15 protein-coding genes are annotated in these 18,067 nt (G+C 73.1%); 8 read left to right on the top strand and 7 right to left on the bottom strand.

Features of this window, described 5'->3' with window-relative positions:
* The first annotated feature begins 75 nt into the window (after window positions 1–75).
* Window positions 76–510: a helix-turn-helix domain-containing protein gene (locus ACYVG5_RS11070; protein WP_222047393.1), complete on the top strand. Its 435-nt coding sequence runs from the start codon at window positions 76–78 to the stop codon at window positions 508–510.
* A gap of 180 nt (window positions 511–690) precedes the next feature.
* Here ACYVG5_RS11070 and ACYVG5_RS11065 read toward each other — a convergent pair whose 3' ends face one another.
* Together ACYVG5_RS11065 and ACYVG5_RS11060 are read right to left on the bottom strand one after the other, a co-directional pair.
* Entirely contained in the window at window positions 691–2,511 is a 1,821-nt protein-coding gene (locus tag ACYVG5_RS11065) for an ABC-F family ATP-binding cassette domain-containing protein (RefSeq protein ID WP_222047396.1), read from the bottom strand.
* Window positions 2,512–2,580: 69 nt separating this feature from the next.
* Window positions 2,581–3,609, bottom strand: a complete 1,029-nt coding sequence (locus ACYVG5_RS11060) for a LacI family DNA-binding transcriptional regulator (RefSeq protein ID WP_222047398.1) — start codon at window positions 3,607–3,609, stop codon at window positions 2,581–2,583.
* 212 nt (window positions 3,610–3,821) lie between these two features.
* Here ACYVG5_RS11060 and ACYVG5_RS11055 point away from each other — a divergent pair, with 212 nt between their 5' ends.
* The 7 genes from ACYVG5_RS11055 to ACYVG5_RS11025 all read left to right on the top strand — a co-directional run bounded on the left by ACYVG5_RS11055 (window position 3,822) and on the right by ACYVG5_RS11025 (window position 11,706).
* Window positions 3,822–5,147 carry an extracellular solute-binding protein gene (locus ACYVG5_RS11055; protein ID WP_222047400.1) on the top strand — a complete coding sequence of 442 codons (1,326 nt, stop codon included), beginning with the start codon at window positions 3,822–3,824 and terminating at the stop codon, window positions 5,145–5,147.
* A 149-nt stretch (window positions 5,148–5,296) separates the two neighbouring features.
* Window positions 5,297–6,277, top strand: coding sequence for a carbohydrate ABC transporter permease (locus ACYVG5_RS11050; RefSeq protein WP_222047402.1), 981 nt, complete (start codon window positions 5,297–5,299; stop codon window positions 6,275–6,277).
* 9 nt (window positions 6,278–6,286) lie between these two features.
* Window positions 6,287–7,204, top strand: coding sequence for a carbohydrate ABC transporter permease (locus ACYVG5_RS11045; protein ID WP_222047404.1), 918 nt, complete (start codon window positions 6,287–6,289; stop codon window positions 7,202–7,204).
* A 56-nt stretch (window positions 7,205–7,260) separates the two neighbouring features.
* Window positions 7,261–8,361 carry an ABC transporter ATP-binding protein gene (locus tag ACYVG5_RS11040; RefSeq protein ID WP_222047406.1) on the top strand — a complete coding sequence of 367 codons (1,101 nt, stop codon included), beginning with the start codon at window positions 7,261–7,263 and terminating at the stop codon, window positions 8,359–8,361.
* Between the two features lie 148 nt (window positions 8,362–8,509).
* Window positions 8,510–9,907, top strand: coding sequence for a GH1 family beta-glucosidase (locus ACYVG5_RS11035; RefSeq protein WP_222047407.1), 1,398 nt, complete (start codon window positions 8,510–8,512; stop codon window positions 9,905–9,907).
* A 74-nt stretch (window positions 9,908–9,981) separates the two neighbouring features.
* The gene (locus ACYVG5_RS11030) at window positions 9,982–10,608 is read left to right on the top strand and encodes a maleylpyruvate isomerase family mycothiol-dependent enzyme (protein WP_222047409.1); all 627 of its coding nucleotides are present in this window, start codon (window positions 9,982–9,984) and stop codon (window positions 10,606–10,608) included.
* A gap of 120 nt (window positions 10,609–10,728) precedes the next feature.
* Window positions 10,729–11,706 (top strand): pirin family protein, encoded by a 978-nt coding sequence (locus ACYVG5_RS11025; protein WP_222047411.1) that lies wholly within the window; start codon window positions 10,729–10,731, stop codon window positions 11,704–11,706.
* Window positions 11,707–11,798: 92 nt separating this feature from the next.
* On the opposite strand, the gene ACYVG5_RS11020 is transcribed toward ACYVG5_RS11025, so the two are convergent.
* The 5 genes from ACYVG5_RS11020 to ACYVG5_RS11000 all read right to left on the bottom strand — a co-directional run bounded on the left by ACYVG5_RS11020 (window position 11,799) and on the right by ACYVG5_RS11000 (window position 18,024).
* Window positions 11,799–12,806, bottom strand: coding sequence for a sugar phosphate isomerase/epimerase family protein (locus ACYVG5_RS11020; protein WP_222047413.1), 1,008 nt, complete (start codon window positions 12,804–12,806; stop codon window positions 11,799–11,801).
* Between the two features lie 73 nt (window positions 12,807–12,879).
* Window positions 12,880–14,061 (bottom strand): Gfo/Idh/MocA family protein, encoded by a 1,182-nt coding sequence (locus ACYVG5_RS11015; RefSeq protein ID WP_222047415.1) that lies wholly within the window; start codon window positions 14,059–14,061, stop codon window positions 12,880–12,882.
* A gap of 64 nt (window positions 14,062–14,125) precedes the next feature.
* A complete protein-coding gene (locus ACYVG5_RS11010; protein WP_222047416.1) occupies window positions 14,126–15,181 on the bottom strand; it encodes a substrate-binding domain-containing protein in 1,056 nt (351 codons plus the stop codon).
* 117 nt (window positions 15,182–15,298) lie between these two features.
* Entirely contained in the window at window positions 15,299–16,465 is a 1,167-nt protein-coding gene (locus ACYVG5_RS11005) for an ABC transporter permease (RefSeq protein ID WP_222047439.1), read from the bottom strand.
* A complete protein-coding gene (locus ACYVG5_RS11000) occupies window positions 16,462–18,024 on the bottom strand; it encodes a sugar ABC transporter ATP-binding protein (protein ID WP_460683179.1) in 1,563 nt (520 codons plus the stop codon). Before ACYVG5_RS11000 ends, ACYVG5_RS11005 begins: the two co-directional genes overlap by 4 nt.
* Between the last annotated feature and the right edge of the window lie 43 nt (window positions 18,025–18,067).

Genomic DNA, 18,067 nt, shown 5'->3' with positions numbered 1-18,067 from the left:
TCGGCGATGGGCCCAGCCTACCAAAGGCTTTCGAGTTGTTCGATTTGAGCCGAGATTGGGCCTATGCTGCCCGCCGTGCACTCCGCCGCCGCCGGTGAACACACCGTGGACCCGCCCTCCGACGCCGTCGCCGACCGGCTGCGGGCGATCGCGGCCGCCCTGCCCCGCGGCTCCGGGTGGGCGGTGACCGGTGCCGACGGCGCCCGCTGGGACCTGCCGCGCGAGCTGCTCGAGGTGCTCGGGCTGGCGGCCGCGGCGCTGGCCGAGGGCCGTCCGGTGACGCTGTCCTGCCACGAGCAGGTGCTGTCCACCCAGGAGGCGGCCGACCTGCTCGGCATCAGCCGGCCCACCCTGGTTCGGCTCCTCGACCAGGGCGTCATCGCCTACGACCAGCCCCGCCGGCACCGCCGCGTCCAGCTCGCGGACCTGCTGGCCTACCAGGCCCGCTGCCACCACGCCGGCCGCGACGGCGACCCGGAGGAGGCCCCGGACCTCAGCGGCCAGGGGTGACCAGCCGCTGCTGTTCGCCGGGATCTCGCTGATCGGGGCGGTGCCCGCCGTGCTGCTGGGCCTGCGGGTGATCCAGCGCCGCCGGGCCGAGGCCGCCTGACCGACCACCACCTCCGGCTCTCTTGTGCTCTGCGTACCCGGGGTACGCAGAGCACAAGAGCCGGTGGCAGCACCCGCCGGTCAGGCGTCGGCGATCTCCGCCGCCGCCAGCCAGTCGGTCTCGACCTGCTCCTTCTCCGCCCGCAGCGCCTTGAGCTGTGCGTCGAGCTCGGCGGCCTTCGGGTAGTCGGTCGCCGCCGCGGCCAGCTGCTCGTGCAGCTTCTTCTCCTCGGCGTCCAGCTTCAGCATCCGGCGCTCCAGCTTGGCCGCCTCCTTGCGCGCAGCCCGGGCGTCCGCCGCCGAGGCGGCCGGGGACGACGTCGCCCCACCGCCCGACGTCCCGCCCGGGGACCCTCCGGACGCGGTGGTCAGCGGGGCACCGCCGGCGGCCCGCCGCTCGAGGTACTCCTCGACACCACCGGGCAGCTCGGCCAGCGACCCGTCACCGAGCAGGGCCACCACCTTGTCGCAGACCCGGTCGACGAAGTAGCGGTCGTGGCTGACCACCAGCACCGTGCCGGGAAAGCTGTCGAGCAGGTCCTCCAGCGCGGTCAGCGTGTCGATGTCCAGGTCGTTGGTGGGCTCGTCGAGCAGCAGCACGTTCGGCTCGCCCATCAGCAGGCGCAGCAGCTGCAGCCGCCGGCGCTCGCCGCCGGAGAGGTCGCCGACCGGCGTCCACTGCCGGTTGGCGGCGAAACCGAACCGCTCGGCCAGCGAGGACGCCGAGATCTCCTGGTTGCCGATCTTGGCGATCCGGGCGACGTCCTGCACCGCCTCGAGCACCCGCTGTCGCGGGTCCAGCTCGGTGACGTGCTGGGACAGGTAGGCCGGTGCGACCGTCTGCCCCACGGCGACCGTGCCCGAGTCGGGCCGGTTCTCCCCGACCAGCAGCTTGAGCAGCGAGGTCTTGCCCGCGCCGTTGACCCCGACGATGCCGATCCGGTCACCGGGCCCGACGTGCCAGGTGAGGTCGCGGAACAGCGTGCGCGGGCCGTCGTCGGTCGACACGGCGTAGTCGACGTCCTCGACGTCGTAGACACTCTTGCCCAGCCGCCGGGCGGCGAAGCCGGCCAGCGCCATCGTGTCCCGGGCCGGCGGCTCGTCGGCGATCAGCGCCTGGGCCGCCTCGATCCGGAACTTCGGCTTGCTGGTGCGGGCCGGCGGGCCCCGGCGCAGCCAGGCGAGCTCCTTGCGGACGAGGTTGAGCCGGCGGTCCTCGGTCACCGCGGAGATCCGCGCCCGCTCGGCCCGGGCCAGCGTGTACGCCGAGTAGCCGCCCTCGTAGGCGTGCACGTTGCCGTCGGCGACCTCCCAGGTCGTCGTGCACACCTCGTCCAGGAACCACCGGTCGTGGGTGACGACCAGCAGGCCACCGGCGCGGGCCTTGACGTACTCGGCCAGCCAGGCGACCCCCTCGACGTCGAGGTGGTTGGTCGGCTCGTCGAGCACGAGCAGGTCCAGCGGGCGGATCAGCTGGGCGGCCAGTGCGACCCGGCGCCGCTCACCGCCGGACATCGGCGCGACCGGGGCGTCCAGGCCCATCCGGTCCAGCTCCAGCCCGGCCAGCACCGACCGGACGGCGGGGTCGCCGGCCCACTCGTGCTCCTCGGCGAACCGGGACGTCGGCAAGACGACGTCGCGCACCGTCGTCCCGGTCGGGAGGGTGCCGGTCTGGTCCAGCACCCCCATGGCCAGGTCGCTGCGGCGGGTCACCCGACCGGAGTCGGGCTCGTCGGTGCCGGTGAGCACGCTCAGCAGCGTGGACTTGCCGCCCCCGTTGCGGCCGACGATGCCGATCCGCTCGCCGGCCGCGACCCCGAGGGAGACGTCGTCGAGGATCGTGGTCGTGCCGTGGGCCTTGTGCACCCGTTCCAGGTTGACCAGGTTCAAGGGGGCGCTCATAGACCGCCAGCATCCCAGGCCGGCAGGGCGGTCGGGCGACCGGCAGGGCGGACCTCGTCCCGGCGGGGTTCAGGCCGAGGCGCGGGCCACCAGCCGGGTGGGGCAGATGCGCGACTCGGCGGTCTCGGCCACCCCGTCGATCTGGCGGAGCAGCAGCTCGGTGAGCAGCGGCGTCATGTCGGCCAGCGGCTGCGCCACGGTGGTCAGCGGCGGGTCGCAGGCGGCGGCGACCTCCGCGTCGTCGAAACCGACCACCGCGACGTCGTCGGGCACCCGCCGGCCCGCGCCGCGCAGCGCGCGCAGCGCGCCGACGGCCATCGGGTCCGACGCCACGAAGACCGCGTCGAGCTCGGGCGCGCGCTCGAGCAGCTCGGTCATCGCCCGGGCCCCACCGGCCTCGCTGAAGTCGCCGTGCGCCACGTGCTCGGGTCGCTGCGGCCGGCCCGCCCGCTCCAGCGCGGTGCGGTACCCGGCGAACCGGTCGACCCCGGCGATCATGTCCATCGGCCCGGTGACCGTGGCGACGTGCCGCCGGCCGGCGGCCAGCAGGTGCTCGGTGGCCAGGACACCGCCGCCGGAGTTGTCGGCATCGACGTAGGCCACCGGCCGGCCGTCGAAGGGGCGCCCGCAGAACACCAGGGGAACCCCGGCCGCGGTGAGGATGTCGGGCAGCGGGTCCTCGCGGTGCAGGGACATCAGGATCACGCCGTCCACGTGGCCCTGCCGGGCGTACCGGCCGACCTTCTCCTGCTCGCGGGCATCCCGGGCCGAGAGCAGCACCAGGTTGAGCTCGGTCTCGGCGATCGCGGCCGAGACGCCGCGCACGATGCTGGCGAAGAACGGGTCGGAGAAGACCATCGTGTCCGACTCCGACAGCACTAGGGCGATGGTGTCGGTGCGCCGGGTGACCAGGCTGCGGGCCGCCCGGTTGGGCACGTAGTGCAGGTGCGCGATGGCCGCGTGCACCGCCTCGCGCGCCTCCGGGCTGACCCGCGGCGACTCGTTGACCACCCGGGACACCGTCGCCCGGGAGACGCCGGCCAGGACGGCGACCTCGTCCAGCGTGGGCGACGAGGTGCGGGAACCGGTGCCGGTCAACGGGGTCTCCTGAGGTAGGCCGACCCTCATTGTGCGGGCCGGGAGCGGCTTCGGGAAGACGTTGATGGAAGCGCTCTCACTTTTTCGCGCCCACCCCTTGACACCTCGCTGTGACGGCCACCACTCTCTTCCCCACGGCCGTGAGAGCGTTCTCACGGACTCCGTCGGACGACACCACGCGCTCGGACCCGACGGACGACACAGGAGGTCCGATGTCTGTTTCCAGGAGGGCGAAGGCGATGTCCGGGGCGGCTCTCGCTGTCGCCGTGCTCACCGCCGGCTGCGGCGGCGGCGCCGACGCGAGCGACGAGCCCTACGACCCCGACGCACCCGTGACGCTGAGCATCGGGCTGTTCGGGACCTTCGGCTACAAGGAGGCCGGCCTGTACCAGGAGTACATGGACCTCCACCCGAACGTGACGATCGAGGAGACCTCGATCGCGCAGTCCGCTCCGTACTACAAGGCGCTGCAGACGCGGCTGGCAGCCGGCTCCGGGCTCGAGGACATCCAAGGCCTGGAGATCGGCTTCATCGCCGACATCGTCACCAACCACGCCGACGCCTTCGCCGACTTCAGCCGGACGGACGACGCCGCCGAGGTCGAGCAGACGTTCTACGACTGGAAGTACGACCAGGCCACGACCGAGGACGGCCGGGTGCTGGGGCTGGGCACCGACGCCGGCCCGCAGGCGATGTGCTTCCGCAAGGATCTCTTCGCCCAGGCCGGGCTGCCCACCGACCGCGCGGAGCTCGGCCGGATGTGGTCGGACTGGGACGGCTACCTCGATGTCGCCCGCCAGTACCAGGCCTCGCCCACCCGGCCGGCCGACAGCGCCTTCGTCGACAGCCCGGCCAGCATCTTCTCCTCGGCGGTGTACCAGGGCGACCTCGCCTACAACGACGAGGAGGGCAACCCGATCCCCGACTCCAGCGACGGCGTCGAGACCGCGTGGAGCCACGCCAGCGAGGCCGCCGCCGACGACCTCACCGCCGGGCTGGACCAGTTCAGCGACGAGTGGAACTCCGCTTTCGCCAACGGCGCGTTCGCCACGGTCGCCTGCCCGGCCTGGATGCTCGGCTACATCACCACCCAGCTCGGCGACGGCGGCGCCGGGCTGTGGGACGTCGCCCCGCTGCCCGGGCAGAGCGAGCAGGCCAGCAACTGGGGCGGCTCGTGGCTCGGTGTGCCGGCGGGCGGGGAGGACCAGGAGGCCGCGATGGCCCTGGTCGAGTGGCTGACCGCGCCCGAGCAGCAGATCAAGATGTTCACCCGCGAGGCGCACTTCCCCTCCAGCCCGGTGGCCGCCGAGGACCCGCAGGTGGCCGACGCCACCAGTGACTACTTCAGCGGTGCGCCCATCGGCCGGCTGTTCGGTGAGTCGGCGGCCAACATCCGCCGGACGCCGATCGGCCCGTACGACACCCAGATCCAGGAGGCGTTCACCACGGCGCTGAGCGACGTCGCCACCCGGGGCACCGCGCCCGATGCCGCCCTGGACGACGCCCTCAAGGCCGCCGGACAGGCCACCGGGGGCTGACCGCACCGCGGGGCAGGGCGCACCGCCCCACCGCCGGACGGCGGCGCCCGGGATGACCTCCCTCCCGGGCGCCGCACCGGCTCCACCCGCCGCGGACCGCTCCGCGACCACCGGCCCATCCCTCCCAGCGATCACGTCGAGGACGACGCATGACCATCGCGAGCGACAGCCGGCCCCGGGCCGTGGCCCTCCAGCCACCGCCTCCCGCGGCCGCCCCACCCCCCGTTCGGCGCACGACCCGGCTCACCCGCAACCGCTGGGGGTACGCCTACGTCGCCCCCTTCTTCCTCGTGTTCGGCGCCTTCAGCCTCTTTCCGTTCCTCTACACCGCCTGGGTGTCCCTGCACCGCACGAGCCTGTCGAACATCGACGGCGGCACGTTCATCGGGCTGGAGAACTACCGCAACCTGCTGCAGAGCGAGTTCTTCTGGAACGCCGCCCGCAACACCCTGACCATCGGCGTCCTGGCCACCGTGCCCCAGCTGTGCATGGCCCTGGGCCTGGCGCACCTGCTCAACTACAAGCTCCGGCACCGGACGTTCTTCCGGACCGTGATGCTGATGCCCTACGCGACCAGCATCGCCGCGGCCACCCTCGTCTTCGCCCAGCTGTTCGGCCGTGACTACGGGCTGATCAACACCGCCCTGGAGGCGGTCGGCCTCGAGCGCATCGACTGGGAGGGCGGCACCTGGAGCAGCCAGATCGCGATCGCGGTGATCGTCACCTGGCGGTGGACCGGCTACAACGCGCTGATCTACCTGGCGGCGATGCAGTCGATCCCCGGCGAGCTCTACGAGGCCGCGGAGATCGACGGGGCCAGCCGGTGGAAGCAGTTCCTGCACGTGACGATCCCGTCGCTGCGCCCGACCATCCTGTTCACCGTCGTCATCTCGACGATCGGGGCGGTGCAGCTGTTCGGCGAGCCGCTGCTGTTCAGCGGCAACGGGACCACCTCGGGCGGCACGTCGGGTCAGTACCAGACCCTCGGCCTGCTGATGTACCAGCAGGGGTGGAGCAACTTCCACATCGGTCAGGCCGCCGCGACCGCGTGGGCCATGTTCATGATCATCCTGGTGATCGTGGGGGTCAACGCCGTCATCGGCCGGCTCCGCGCCCGGGCCGACCGGTAGGAGACCGGCATGACCACCATCGCGCTCCCCGGCACCGACAGCACCACCGCCACCCCGCAGGCCGCCCCACCCGTGCGCCGCTCCGGCGCGAAGGGCGGTACGGGCGGCAGGGCGGGCCGGGCCGGGCCGGTCACCTACACCCTGCTCACCCTGTCCGCGCTGGTCTCGATCTTCCCGCTGTACTGGACGATGGTCGCCGGCTCGCACACCAACGCCGAGATCGCCGCGACCCCGCCGCCGTTCCTGCCCGACGCCAGCCTGTTCGAGAACATCGGGGCGGCCCTGGAGCAGGCGCCGATCGGCCTGGCGATCCTCAACTCGGTCGTCGTGGCCGGCAGCATCACCGTCGGCACGGTGCTGTTCTGCACCCTGGCCGGGTTCGCCTTCGCCAAGCTGCGGTTCCGCGGCAAGGGCCTGCTGCTCTCGCTGGTGATCGGCACGATGATGGTGCCGACCCAGCTGGCGGTCATCCCGCTGTTCATGATGATCGCCGAGCTGCAGTGGGTGAACCAGTTGCAGGCCGTCGTCCTCCCCACGCTGGTCAGCGCGTTCGGCGTCTTCTTCATGCGCCAGTACCTGATCTCCGCGCTGCCCGACGAACTGCTGGAGGCCGGCCGCGTCGACGGCGCCTCCACCGCCCGGATCTTCTGGTCGATCGTCGTCCCGGTCGCCCGGCCGGCCATGGCGGTGCTGGCGATGCTGACCTTCCTGACCGCCTGGAACGACTTCTTCTGGCCGATCATCGCGCTGACCAACAGCAACCCCACGGTGCAGGTCGCACTCGCCGGCCTGGGCTCGGGGTACGTCCCGCAGCGCGCGGTGATCATGGCCGGCACGTTGCTGGGCACCCTGCCCGTCCTCATCGTCTTCGCCGTCCTGGGCAAGCAGATCGTCGGCGGGATCATGCAGGGCGCGGTCAAGGGATGACGCCCCGCCCTGCCCTCCTCCCCTCCGCACTCCCGACCCGAAGAGGTGCCTGACCCATGGCCACTGTCTCCTTCCAGCAGGCGACCCGCGTCTACCCGAACAGCGAGCGGCCGGCGGTCGACGCCCTCGACCTCGACGTCGCCGACGGCGAGTTCCTGGTCCTGGTCGGCCCCTCCGGCTGCGGCAAGTCCACCTCGCTGCGGATGCTCGCCGGGCTGGAGGAGGTCGACTCCGGCTCCGTGCTGATCGGCGACCGGGACGTCACCGACTCCCCGCCCAAGCAGCGCGACATCGCGATGGTGTTCCAGAACTACGCGCTCTACCCGCACATGACCGTCGGGGAGAACATGGGCTTCGCGCTCAAGCTGGCCGGGGTGAAGAAGACCGAGATCGCCGGCCGGGTGGCCGCCGCGGCGAAGATCCTCGACCTCGAGGCCTACCTGGAGCGCCGCCCGAAGGCGCTGTCCGGCGGGCAGCGGCAGCGGGTCGCGATGGGGCGGGCGATCGTCCGTCAGCCCCAGGTCTTCCTCATGGACGAGCCGCTGAGCAACCTCGACGCCAAGCTGCGGGTGCAGACCCGCACGCAGATCGCGGCCCTGGTCAAGCGGCTGGGGACGACGACGGTGTACGTCACCCACGACCAGGTCGAGGCCATGACCATGGGCGACCGCGTCGCGGTGCTCAAGGACGGCGTCCTGCTGCAGTGCGCCGCGCCGGCCGAGCTCTACGACCGGCCGGCCAACGTGTTCGTCGCCGGCTTCATCGGCTCCCCGGCGATGAACCTGGTCACCGGGGCGGCGGTCGAGGGCGGTGTCCGGCTCGGCGGCACAGTGCTGCCGGTGCCGCGCGACCGGCTGGCCCGGGCCGCGGCCGCCAGCGGCCGGGTGACCGTGGGCTTCCGCCCCGAGTCGCTGCAGCTGGTCGGCCCGGGCGAGGGGTTCGAGGTGGTGGTGGACGTCGCCGAGCACCTGGGCTCGGACGCCTACCTCTACACCCGGCTCGCCGGCGCCGACCCCGACGACGCGCTGCACCCCGCCGACGTCGTCGTCCGCACCGAGCCGCGGTCGTCGGTGGTGCCCGGCCAGTCGCTGTGGCTGGGCGTCCCACCCGACGCCCTGCACGTCTTCGACCCGGCCACCTCCCAGCGCGTCGACTGAAGAAGGACCCCCCTGCCCCCCACCACTCGCACGCTCGCGGCGGGCCCCTGCAGGAGGGCCTGACCCTGCCCCCCACCACTCGCACGCTCGCGGCGGGCCCCTGCAGGAGGGCCTGACCCTGCCACCGACTCCGAGGAGCACCACTGTCATGACCTCCACCGACGTCCGTCCGGCGACCGCCGCCGGGCTGCAGTTCCCGACCGGCTTCGTCTTCGGTGCCGCGACCGCCGCCTACCAGATCGAGGGCGCGGTCGACGTCGACGGCCGCGGCCCGTCCATCTGGGACACCTTCAGCCACACCCCGGGGAAGACCTTCGCCGGCCACACCGGCGACGTGGCGGTGGAGCACTACACCCGCTACCCCGAGGACGTCGCGCTGATGGGCGAGCTGGGACTGTCGGCCTACCGCTTCTCCGTCGCGTGGTCCCGGGTGCTGCCCGAGGGCGCCGGCCGGATCGAGCAGCGCGGCCTGGATTTCTACCGCCGGCTGGTCGACGAGCTGCTGTCCGCCGGCATCGACCCCTGGCTGACCCTCTACCACTGGGACCTGCCGCAGGCGCTGCAGGACCGCGGCGGCTGGACCGACCGGGACACCGCCGCGCGGTTCGCCGACTACGCCGCCGTCGTGCACGGGGCGCTGGGCGACCGGGTCGCCCACTGGTCGACCCTCAACGAGCCGATGTGCAGCGCGCTGCTCGGGCACATGGCCGGCCAGCACGCGCCCGGCCACCGCGACCCGGTCGAGGCCTCCCGCGCCACGCACCACCTGCTGCTCGGGCACGGGCTGGCCACCCGGGTGCTGCGCGACGCCGGTGCCGACCACCTGGGCATCACGCTGAACTTCACGCCGATGTCACCGGCCACCGGCTCCCCCGCCGACGTCGACGCCGCCCGCCGGCTCGACGGCCAGCAGAACCGGATGTTCCTGGTGCCGATCGTCACCGGCGAGTACCCGGCCGACGTCGTCCGGGACCTGGCCGCGGCCGGTGCCCCGCTGCCCGTCGAGGACGGCGACCTGGACGTCATCTCCACACCGGTCGACTGGCTGGGCGTCAACTACTACTTCCGCTCGACCGTGCGGGCCGTCGCCGAGCCCACCGGCAAAGCGACCGCCTTCATCGGCGCCGAGCGGATCGACGACATCGACCCGGCGGGGCCGACCACCACGATGGGCTGGGGCATCTCCCCCGAGGGCTTCACCGACCTGATGCTGCGGCTGCGCGACCTGGCGCCCGGCCTGCCGCTGTTCATCACCGAGAACGGCTCCGCCTGGCCCGACGAGGTCGGCGACGACGGCGCGGTGCACGACCCCGAGCGCACCGACTACCTGCTGCGCCACCTCGCGGCGATGACCACGGCGATCGAGCAGGGCGCCGACGTCCGGGGGTACTTCGCCTGGTCGCTGCTGGACAACTACGAGTGGGCCCGCGGCTACGCACAGCGCTTCGGCCTGGTGCACGTCGACTACGGGACCCAGCGGCGCACGCCCAAGGACAGCGCCCGCGCGTACGCCGACGTCATCCGGCGGCACCGCGGGTCCGTCTGAGACGGGGCGGAACGGCTGGGTCGGGCGGGACGGCCGGGGTTGCCCCGGCGCGGCGGAGCGAGCACGGTCCCGGTGTGGACGACGACCTCCGGTGGGACCTGGTGTCCGCCGAGCGCCGGGACGTGCTCGCCCTGCTGCAGGACCTGCAAATGCGCGAGTGGGACACGCTCTCGCTGTGCGCCGGCTGGCGGGTGCGGGACGTGGTGGGTCACCTGACGATGGCCACCGACACGCCACTCAGCTCGGCGGTCATGGGCCTCGTCCGGGCCGGCTTCGACGTCGACCGGTTCCTCGCGCGGACGGCGGTGCAGCGGGGTTCGGCGCCGTTGACCACGCTGCTGTCCGGCTGGCGGCGGGCGGTCGACAGCCGCCGGACGCCACCCGGGGGCACGGCCGGCCAGATGCTGGTCGAGGTGGTCAGCCACGCGCAGGACATCCGCCGCCCCCTCGGGCGGCAGCGGCCGACGCCGCCGGAGCGGCTGCGCACCGCCCTGGACACCGCCGTCCGGCTCGGCGGCCCGTTCGGCAGCCGGCAACGCGCCGCGGGGCTGCACCTGGTGGCCCCCGAACTGGACTGGACCGCCGGCGACCCCGGCGATCCGGAGGTGCGCGGGCCGGGCGACGCGCTGCTGCTGGCGCTGCTCGGCCGGGCCGGCACGCTCGACGAGCTCGACGGCCCCGGGCTCGACCGGTGGCGGTGAGGGGAGACAGCCATCGGACGGCGGCCTACAATGGCGTGGTAGTTGAGTACTCAACCGAAATGAGGCAGCCGTGACCGCCGAGGACCCCACCCTCCTCCCCCGCATCGTTCCGCCGGCGCCATGAGCAACACCGACCGCCGGCCTGCCGCCCGCGAACTGGGCGGCCGGGCGCAGACGCCGGGCGGACCGGTGCTGGACCTGCTGCCGGGCAAGCAGGTGCTGCTCGGCGAGAGCACCGTCGTCCGCCGGCTGCTGCCCACGCTGGGACGGCGAATGGTGGGCGCCTGGGCGTTCGTCGACCACTACGGCCCCGACGACATCGCCACCGGGCCGGGCATGCAGGTGCCGCCGCACCCGCACACCGGGCTGCAGACGGTGTCCTGGCTGCTCGAGGGCGAGGTGCAGCACCGCGACTCGGTGGGCAGCGACCTCCGGTTCGGCCCCGGCGAGCTGGCCCTGATGACCGCCGGGCAGGGCATCGCGCACTCCGAGCAGTCCCCCGCCGGCCATCCGCGGTACCTGCACGGTGCCCAGCTGTGGGTCGTGCTGCCGGAGGCGGACCGGTCCGTCCCGGCCGCCTTCGAGCACCACCCGACCCTGCCGGGGTTCACCTCCGACGGGTTGGCCGCGACCGTGCTGATGGGATCGTTCGGCGGCGCCGAGTCACCGGGCCGGGCGTACACGCCACTGATGGGCGCGGATCTGCACCTCACCGCCGGCGCCGACGTCGAGATCCCGCTCGAACCGGACTTCGAGTACGCGCTGCTGACCAGCTCCGGGGCCGCCAGGGTAGACGACACCCCGCTGACCCCGGGCGCGATGCTCTACCTCGGCACCGGCCGGCGGACGCTGCGGCTGCGCGCCGCGGAGGCCACCCGGCTGCTGCTGCTCGGCGGCGAGCCGTTCGAGGAGCGGATCGTGATGTGGTGGAACTTCGTCGGGCGCTCGGGCGAGGAGATCTCCGGGTTCGCCGAGCAGTGGGACGCCGAATCCCGGGGCGGTGACCGGTTCGGCGCCGTCGCCGGCTGGGACGACGTCCGGATGCCGGCGCCGCCGCTGCCGTCGATGCCGCTCAAGCCCCGCGGCCGGGTCCGCTGACGTTCACCGTCCACCAAAATGGCCATTTTGGCGGACGGCCACGGGCACGTACCGCCCGCTCGGTCCCGCCAAAATGGCCATTTTGGTGGTCCTCAGTTGCCGGAGGAGAAGGCGGCGTCGAACGCTGCGGTCGGCGGGTCGAAGGCGAGCCGGCGGACGAACGCCAGCGCTTCGGGGGCGCCGACCAGCCGGTCCATCCCGGCGTCCTCCCACTCGATCGAGATCGGCCCGGCGTAGCCGATCGTGTTCAGCATCCGGAAGCAGGCCTCCCACGGGACGTCGCCGTGGCCGGTGGAGACGAAGTCCCAGCCGCGCCGCGGATCGGCCCACGGCAGGTGCGAGCCCATCCGGCCGTTGCGGCCGTTGCCCACCTGCTTCTTCGCGTCCTTGCAGTCGACGTGGTAGATCCGGTCCCGGAAGTCCCAGAGGAAGCCGACCGGGTCGAGGTCCTGCCAGACGAAGTGGCTGGGGTCCCAGTTCAGCCCGAAGGCCTCCCGGTGCCCGATCGCCTCCAGCGCGCGCACCGTCGTCCAGTAGTCGTAGGCGATCTCCGACGGGTGCACCTCGTGCGCGAACCGCACCCCGACCTCGTCGAAGACGTCCAGGATCGGGTTCCAGCGGGCGGCGAAGTCGGCGTAGCCGTCGGAGATCATCGACTCGGGCACCGGCGGGAACATCGCCACGGTCTTCCAGATCTTCGATCCGGTGAACCCGACGACGACGTCCACGCCGAGCTTCGCCGCCGCCCGCGCGGTCAGCTTCATCTCCTCGGCCGCCCGCTGCCGCACGCCCTCGGGGTCGCCGTCGCCCCAGACCCGGGGATGGACCATCCCACGGTGCCGCTCGTCGATCGGGTCGTCGCAGACGGCCTGGCCGTTGAGGTGGTTGGAGATCGCGTACACCGACAGGCCGTGCTTCGCCAGCAGGGCCTTGCGGTCGGCGACGTAGGACTCGTCGTTCGCGGCGCGCTCGACGTCGAGGTGGTCGCCCCAGCAGGCGATCTCCAGGCCGTCGTACCCCCACTCGGAGGCCAGCCGGCACATCTCCTCGAACGGCAGGTCGGCCCACTGGCCGGTGAACAGGGTGACAGGGCGGGGCATCAGTTCTCCTCGGTCGACCGCGCTTTTTCGGGATGAAGCACCGTGCTTCATCCCGAAAAAGCACGGTTGGGGGCTAGCTGGGGATGTCGGTCCAGGTGGAGCGGTCGGCCGCGCTGCGCTCGACGGCGTCGAGCACCCGCTGCACCTGCAGCCCGTCGGCGAAGGACGGGGCGGGCTGCTCGCCGGCGGCGAGGGCGGTGAGCAGGTCGACGACCTGGTGGGTGAAGCCGTGCTCGTAGCCGAGGCCGTGGCCGGCCGGCCACCACGCGGCCACGTAGGGGTGCCCGGGCTCGGTGACGATGATCCGGCGGAACCCGGCGGTCTCGGCGGGCTCGGAGCCGTCGAAGAACTCCAGCACGTTCATGTCCTCGAAGTCGAAGGCCAGGCTGCCGGCCGAGCCGTTGACCTCGATCCGGATGGCGTTCTTGCGGCCCAGCGCGAAGCGGGTGGCCTCGAAGGTGGCCACCGCCCCGCCGGTGAAGCGGCCGAGGAACACCGCGGCGTCGTCCACGGTGACCTCCCCCGTCTCGTCTCCGCCCACCCCGGACAGCTTCCCGGTGGCTGCCGGCAGCGGCCGCTGGTGCACGAACGTCTCCAGCAGCGCGCTCACCCCGGTGAGCCGCTCGCCGGTGATGAACTGGGTGAGGTCGACGATGTGCGCGCCGATGTCGCCCAGCGCCCCCGAGCCGGCCTTGTCCCGCTCCAGCCGCCAGGACATCGGCGCGGCCGGGTCGGCGATCCAGTCCTGCAGGTACTGGGCCCGCACGTGCCGGATCTGCCCGATCCGCCCCTCGGCGACCAGCCGCCGGGCGAGGGTGACCGCCGGCACCCGGCGGTAGGTGAAGCCGACCATGGCCATCACCCCCCGCGCGGCGGCCCGCTCGGCGGCGGCGGCCATGGCCTCGGCCTCGGCGACCGAGTTCGCCAGCGGCTTCTCGCACAGCACGTGCCTGCCCGCGTCCAAGGCGGCGATGGCGATCTCGGCGTGGGTGTGCCCGGGCGTGCAGACGTCGACCAGTGCGACGTCGTCCCGCTCCAGGACCCGCCGCCAGTCCGTCTCGGTGGCCGCCCAGCCCAGCCGATCGGCGGCGGCGGCCACCCCGGCTGCGTCCCGGCCGGCCAGCACCGCCATCCGCGGGTGCAGCGGCAGGTCGAAGAAGCGGGGCGCGGTGCGCCACGCGTGGCTGTGGGCGGCGCCCATGAAGGCGTACCCGATGAGGCCGATGCCCAGGGAAGGGCGGCCGGGGGATGTCATGGGGGCTCCTCGGTGCGGCGGAGCCGCCGGGTGCGGGAACAGGGCACCCGGCGGCTCCGGTCGGTCAGGACTCGAAAGCGCTGTCGATGTACTGGTCGACGTTCTCAGCCGTGACAACCGGGGCGTTCAGCACGATCTCCCGCGGCACCTCCTGGGAGACCAGGTCGGACATGCTCTTGCCCTGGGCGATCAGCCGGGCCAGCGCGATCCCGTCGGCCGCCTGGGTGGAGGGGTAGATGACGGTCGCCTCGAGCACCGAGTCGCCGGACTGGATCTCCCGCATCGCGTTGGCCGAGCCGGCGCCGCCGACCATGAAGAACTCGTCCCGGCCGGCGTTGCTGATCGCGGCCAGGACACCGACGCCCTGGTCGTCGTCGTGGTTCCAGAGGGCGTCGATCTCCGGGGCGGCCTGCAGCAGGTTCGCCGCCGCCTCCTCACCGGACTCGACGGTGAACTCCGCCGCCACCCGGTTGTCGACGTCGAGGCCGCAGTCGGCCAGCGCGTCGGCGAAGCCGCGGCTGCGGTCCTGGGTGAGCGGGAGGGAGTCGATGCCGGCGATCTCGGCGACGACGGCGTCGGGCTGGTCGCCCAGCCGCGAGCAGATGTAGGTGCCGGCCGAGACGCCCATGCCGTAGTTGTCGCCCAGGATCGTGGCGCGGGCGGCGAACGGGCTGGAGAACTCGCGGTCGACGTTGACGACCGGGATGCCGGCCTCCATGGCCTTCATCGCCACCGGGGTCAGCGCGGCACCGTCGAAGGGCAGCAGCACGATCGCGTCGACGCCCTCGTTGATGAACGTCTCGACCTGGGCGATCTGGGTGCTGACGTCGTTGGTGCCCTCGGCGACGATGAGGTCGACGTCCTCGTGGGCCTCGGCCTCGGCCTGCGCCGCGTTGCTGATGCCGGCCATCCAGCCGTGGTCGGCGGCCGGGGCGGAGAACCCGATCCGGACGGTCTCGCCGGTCTCGTCGTTCGAGCTGGCGACGTTGGCGGCACCGTTCCCGGACCCCTCGTTCTCGGGGGTGTTGCCCGTGCACCCGGTCACCAGCACACCGGCACCCACCAGGGCGGCGGTCGTGGACATCAGACGGCGGAACGGGCGCTGCCTCGTTGCAGACATGTTCTCTCCTCGCAGATCGCCTCCCTGGCTGTTCGCCAGGTGGTGGTGGGGCACCGACGGGCCCGGGTGGCCCGCCGGGTCGTGCTGACCCGGGCGGCGGCGCGCGCCGCGGACGGTTCAGGTGGGCGGGCGACCGTCCGCGTCGCCGGGACGGTCGCCGGCCGGGCCGCCGGCGGCGGCGGACCCGCCGGACACGGCACCGGCCGGGCTGCCCGCCGCCGCGTCCCGCCCGGGCCGGCGACGACGGGCGCCGCCGCCGGCCAGCCGCTGCTGCAGCAGGACGGCGATCACGATGATCACGCCACGGGCCACGGCCTGGGCGGAGCTGGAGAGGTTGTTCAGCGTGAAGACGTTGCCGAGCGTGGTGAAGATCAGCACGCCGAGCACGGTGCCGACGATCGTGCCCCGCCCACCGACCAGCAGCGTCCCGCCGATCACCACCGCGGCGATCGCGTCCAGCTCGTAGAGGGTGCCGTGGGTGGAGCTGCCGGTCGTCGTCCGGGCCATCAGCATCACGGCCGCGATGCCGCAGGTGACCCCGGACAGGACGTAGAGCCACACGGTGTGCCGCTGGACGCGGATGCCGGCCAGGCGGGCGGCCTCGGCGTTGCCGCCGACGGCGAAGGTCCGGCGGCCGAAGGTCGTCCGGTTGAGCAGGACCCACCCGGCGACGGCGACCAGCGCGAAGATGATGACCAGGGTCGGCACGCCGAGGACGTCGCCGGCGAAGAAGTCGCGGAACCCCGGGTTGTCGACGATCTGGGTCCGCCGGTTGGCGATGATCTCGGCCAGGCCCCGGGCCGCGGCCAGCATCGCGAGGGTGGCGATGAACGCGACGATCTTTCCGTAGGCGATCACCACGCCGTTGACCAGCCCGGCGACCGCACCGACCAGGACGGCGGTGAACACCATGACGATCCAGTGGAAGTCACGGGCCAGCGCCTGGGTGGCCAGCGTGGTGGCCCAGACCGAGGAGAGCGCCACGAGGGCACCCACCGACAGGTCGATCCCGCCCCCGATGATCACGAACGTCATCCCGATGCTGACCACGCCGATCACGGCAGCGAGCCGCAGGATCGTCAGCACGTTGTCGATGTCGACGAAGCGTCCCGGCGCCGTGATGCTGCCGACCACGCAGAGCACGACCAGGGCGACGACCAGGCCGAGGTTGCGGCCCAGCGGGCCCGACATCAGTCCCGGCCCCTTGCCGCCCGGCTCCTGCGGCGCGGTCGACCCGGCGGGAGGACCGCCCGCAGCCGGCGTCGCGGTGCTGCTCTCGCTCATGCCACTTCCCCTTCGTGTGCGGCACCCGCGGCCGGGCCCGCGCCGTGCATGACCAGGTCCAGCACGCGGTGCTCGTCCAGCGCGTCGGCCGGCGCCTCCGCAACCACCGCGCCATCAGCGATGACCAGCACCCGGTCGGCCAGCCCGAGCACCTCGGGTATCTCGCTGGAGACGACGACGACGGCCACCCCGCGGTCGGCCAGCCGGCGGATCAGCGCGTAGATCTCCGAGCGGGCGCCGACGTCGACCCCCCGGGTGGGCTCGTCCAGCAGCAGCACCGTGCAGTCGCGCAGCAGCCAGCGGGCCAGCACGACCTTCTGCTGGTTGCCGCCGGACAGCGTCCGGACCTCACGGGAGACGTCGACGGGCCGCAGGTCCAGCGCCTCGGCCTGCTCCCGGGCCGCCTTCTTCTGCGCCCGGCCGGAGAGGAGGCCGCCGCGGACGAACCGGGCCAGGCTGGAGAGGGTGATGTTGGCGTAGATGGGGTCGCCCATCAGCAGCGCCTGGCTCTTGCGCTCCTCCGGGGCCAGCCCGACGCCGGCGGACACCGCCGCCGCGACGTCCCCGCGGCGCAGCGCCCGGCCGGCGACCCGGACGGTGCCGGCGGTGGGCCGGCGGGCGCCGTAGAGGGTCTCGAGGATTTCCGATCGACCCGATCCGACCAGGCCGGCGAGCCCGAGCACCTCTCCGGGGCGCACGGTGAAGGAGACGTCGGAGAAGTGGCCCGCGAGGCTCAGGCCCGCGACCTCGAGCAGCGGCTCGGCGTCGGCCCGGGGCCGCTCGGCGCGGGGCGGGAAGACGTACTCGATGGTCCGGCCGGTCATCAGCGTGATGACCTCCCCGGTGGGGGTCTCCCGGGCCGGCAGCCCGGTGGCCACGGTGCGGCCGTCCTTGAGGACGGTGATCCGGTCCCCGATCTGCCGGATCTCCTCCAGCCGGTGGGAGATGTACACGACGGCGACCCCGTGACCGGTCAGGTCGCGGATGACGTCGAAGAGCCGCTCGACCTCCTCGTTGTCCAGCACCGCCGACGGCTCGTCCATGATGATCAGCCGGGCGTCCTGCGAGAGGGCCCGGGCGATGCTGACCATCTGCTGGGCGGCCGCCGACAGCTGGCCGACCTCGGTGGCGGGGCGGATCTCGGGATGGCCGAGGCGGGCCATCAGCGCCGCCGCCGCGCGGTTGTTCTCCGCCGGGCGGCTGAGCCCGAAGCGGGACCGCTCGCGGCCGAGGAAGACGTTGTCGGCCACCGTCAGCCCGGTGACCAGGTCGAGCTCCTGGTAGATGGTGGCGATCCCGAGCGCGATGGCGGTCTGCGGGTCGCCGAGGGAGACCTGCTCGCCGCGCCAGGTGATCCGGCCCTCGTCGGGCTGGTGGGCACCGGCCAGGACCTTGATCAGGGTGGACTTTCCGGCCCCGTTCTGGCCCAGCAGGCAGTGCACCTCACCGGCGCGCACGTCGAGGTCGACCCCGCCCAGGGCCCGGACGCCGGGGAACTGCTTGACGATGCCGTGCATCTCCAGCAGCGGGGCCTCCGCCGGTGCGGCCGCGGCGCTCACCTCGCCGTCCCGGCCCGGGTGACGGTGGTGGCGGCGCGGGCGG

The organism is Modestobacter lapidis (assembly GCF_054780755.1).
The sequence above is the reverse complement of the archived record's forward strand: the minus strand, read 5'-3'. Positions and strand labels throughout refer to the sequence as shown.

What these genes read in the sequence shown, in the direction of transcription:
- ACYVG5_RS11010 (WP_222047416.1), bottom strand. Translation starts at nt 15,181, where the DNA reads ATGTCTGCAACGAGGCAGCGCCCGTTCCGCCGTCTGATGTCCACGACC.
- ACYVG5_RS11050 (WP_222047402.1), top strand. Translation starts at nt 5,297, where the DNA reads ATGACCATCGCGAGCGACAGCCGGCCCCGGGCCGTGGCCCTCCAGCCA.
- ACYVG5_RS11035 (WP_222047407.1), top strand. Translation starts at nt 8,510, where the DNA reads ATGACCTCCACCGACGTCCGTCCGGCGACCGCCGCCGGGCTGCAGTTC.
- ACYVG5_RS11015 (WP_222047415.1), bottom strand. Translation starts at nt 14,061, where the DNA reads ATGACATCCCCCGGCCGCCCTTCCCTGGGCATCGGCCTCATCGGGTAC.
- ACYVG5_RS11020 (WP_222047413.1), bottom strand. Translation starts at nt 12,806, where the DNA reads ATGCCCCGCCCTGTCACCCTGTTCACCGGCCAGTGGGCCGACCTGCCG.
- ACYVG5_RS11040 (WP_222047406.1), top strand. Translation starts at nt 7,261, where the DNA reads ATGGCCACTGTCTCCTTCCAGCAGGCGACCCGCGTCTACCCGAACAGC.
- ACYVG5_RS11005 (WP_222047439.1), bottom strand. Translation starts at nt 16,465, where the DNA reads ATGAGCGAGAGCAGCACCGCGACGCCGGCTGCGGGCGGTCCTCCCGCC.
- ACYVG5_RS11065 (WP_222047396.1), bottom strand. Translation starts at nt 2,511, where the DNA reads ATGAGCGCCCCCTTGAACCTGGTCAACCTGGAACGGGTGCACAAGGCC.
- ACYVG5_RS11025 (WP_222047411.1), top strand. Translation starts at nt 10,729, where the DNA reads ATGAGCAACACCGACCGCCGGCCTGCCGCCCGCGAACTGGGCGGCCGG.
- ACYVG5_RS11045 (WP_222047404.1), top strand. Translation starts at nt 6,287, where the DNA reads ATGACCACCATCGCGCTCCCCGGCACCGACAGCACCACCGCCACCCCG.
- ACYVG5_RS11055 (WP_222047400.1), top strand. Translation starts at nt 3,822, where the DNA reads ATGTCTGTTTCCAGGAGGGCGAAGGCGATGTCCGGGGCGGCTCTCGCT.